The following is a 2500-nucleotide window of genomic DNA, read 5'->3' as shown; positions in this document are numbered from 1 at the left end:
GGCGTCTCGACTTCAAAGCCTCCCACCTATCCTACACAGATAGGTTCAAAGTTCAGTGCAAAGCTATAGTAAAGGTTCACGGGGTCTTTCCGTCTAGCCGCGGGTACACGGCATCTTAACCGCGATTTCAATTTCACTGAGTCTCGGGTGGAGACAGCGCCCCCATCATTACGCCATTCGTGCAGGTCGGAACTTACCCGACAAGGAATTTCGCTACCTTAGGACCGTTATAGTTACGGCCGCCGTTTACCGGGGCTTCGATCAAGAGCTTCGCTTGCGCTAACCCCATCAATTAACCTTCCGGCACCGGGCAGGCGTCACACCCTATACGTCCACTTACGTGTTTGCAGAGTGCTGTGTTTTTAATAAACAGTTGCAGGGGCCTGGTATCTTCGACTGCCAATAGCTTACGGGGCAAGCCCTTCACCATCAGCAGTGCACCTTCTCCCGAAGTTACGGTGCCATTTTGCCTAGTTCCTTCACCCGAGTTCTCTCAAGCGCCTTGGTATTCTCTACCTGATCACCTGTGTCGGTTTGGAGTACGGTCTCTTTTTACCTGAAGCTTAGAGGCTTTTCTTGGAAGCATGGCATCAAGCACTTCGCGTTCCGAGGAACACTCGTCATCAGTTCTCAGCCTTAGTATCCCGGATTTACCTAAGACACCAGCCTACGACCTTAAACACGGACAACCAACGCCGTGCTGCTCTAGCCTTCTCCGTCCCCCCATCGCAGTAAAAAGAGGTACAGGAATATTAACCTGTTTCCCATCGACTACGCGTTTCCGCCTCGCCTTAGGGGCCGACTAACCCTGTCCCGATTAGCGTTGGACAGGAACCCTTGATCTTCCGGCGGGGGAGTTTTTCACTCCCCTTATCGTTACTCATGTCAGCATTCGCACTTCTGATACCTCCAGCATGCTTCTCAACACACCTTCGACGGCTTACAGAACGCTCCCCTACCCCACATACAATGTATGCAGCCGCAGCTTCGGTTGCTAGTTTTAGCCCCGTTACATCTTCCGCGCAGGCCGACTCGACTAGTGAGCTATTACGCTTTCTTTAAAGGGTGGCTGCTTCTAAGCCAACCTCCTAGCTGTCTAAGCCTTCCCACATCGTTTCCCACTTAACTAACATTGGGGACCTTAGCTGGCGGTCTGGGTTGTTGCCCTCTTGACAACGGACGTTAGCACCCGCTGTCTGTCTGCCATGATTGCACTCCGCGGTATTCGTAGTTTGCATGGGGTTGGTAAGTCGGGATGACCCCCTAGCCCAAACAGTGCTCTACCCCCGCGGGTGAGACATGACGCGCTACCTAAATAGCTTTCGGGGAGAACCAGATATCTCCCGGCTTGATTAGCCTTTCACCCCTATCCACACGTCATCCCCAAATTTTTCAACATTTGTGGGTTCGGTCCTCCAGTTAGTGTTACCCAACCTTCAACCTGCACATGGATAGATCGCCGGGTTTCGGGTCTATTGCCAGCGACTGGACGCCCTATTAAGACTCGCTTTCGCTACGGCTCCCCTATACGGTTAACCTTGCCACTGACAATAAGTCGCTGACCCATTATACAAAAGGTACGCAGTCACAGAACAAGTCTGCTCCTACTGCTTGTACGCACACGGTTTCAGGATCTATTTCACTCCCCTCACAGGGGTTCTTTTCGCCTTTCCCTCACGGTACTGGTTCACTATCGGTCAGTTGGGAGTATTTAGCCTTGGAGGATGGTCCCCCCATATTCAGACAGGATATCACGTGTCCCGTCCTACTCGTTTTCATGACTAAGGCATTTTCGTGTACGGGGCTATCACCCTGTATCGCGGCACTTTCCAGAGCCTTCCACTAATACCAAAGCCACTTAAGGGCTGGTCCCCTTTCGCTCGCCGCTACTGAGGGAATCTCGGTTGATTTCTTTTCCTCCGGGTACTTAGATGTTTCAGTTCCCCGGGTTCGCTTCCAGCAGCTATGGATTCACTGCAGGATACTTACTAAAAGTAAGTGGGTTCCCCCATTCAGAGATCTCGGGATCACAGCTTGTTTGCCAGCTCCCCCGAGCTTATCGCAGGCTCCTACGTCTTTCATCGCCTCCAACTGCCTAGGCATCCACCGTGTGCGCTTAGTCGCTTGACCATATAACACAAGCGACTGCTTTAACGATTTACAACATTGATACGCTCACGATAATAAGCGCATCGCATGAGTATGATTCGCCGGACTTTTGTGTAGAGATACACAAGACATCCATAAATCAGCAATTTATTACTTTACATTCCACCTTGTTAAAGAGCATCTGGCGTAAAAACCAGTCAGTTAACTTCTTTCTTTTTAGACACTGCCCGATTCCTTTTCAAAGATCGGTGTAGAGCCTAAAAAACCAGACGTTAATTGACTGACTTCTTCAATCAATAAAAGCGAATTGGTGGAGCTAAACGGGATCGAACCGTTGACCTCCTGCGTGCAAGGCAGGCGCTCTCCCAGCTGAGCTATAGCCCCATGCTAA

Annotated in this window: 1 tRNA gene and 1 rRNA gene (1 of these 2 only partly in view); both read right to left on the bottom strand. The window is 50.8% G+C overall.

Annotated features, from left to right (window positions below):
• Window positions 1-2130, bottom strand: a 23S ribosomal RNA gene (locus AC1RJL_RS19755) (it extends 758 nt beyond the left edge of the window).
• A gap of 287 nt (window positions 2131-2417) precedes the next feature.
• Window positions 2418-2493, bottom strand: a tRNA-Ala gene (locus AC1RJL_RS19750).
• Between the last annotated feature and the right edge of the window lie 7 nt (window positions 2494-2500).

The sequence above is a fragment of the Cellvibrio sp. GW822-FHT04B05 genome (assembly GCF_058800985.1).
Note: the sequence above shows the minus strand (reverse complement) of the source record. Positions and strands in the feature narration are given on the sequence as shown.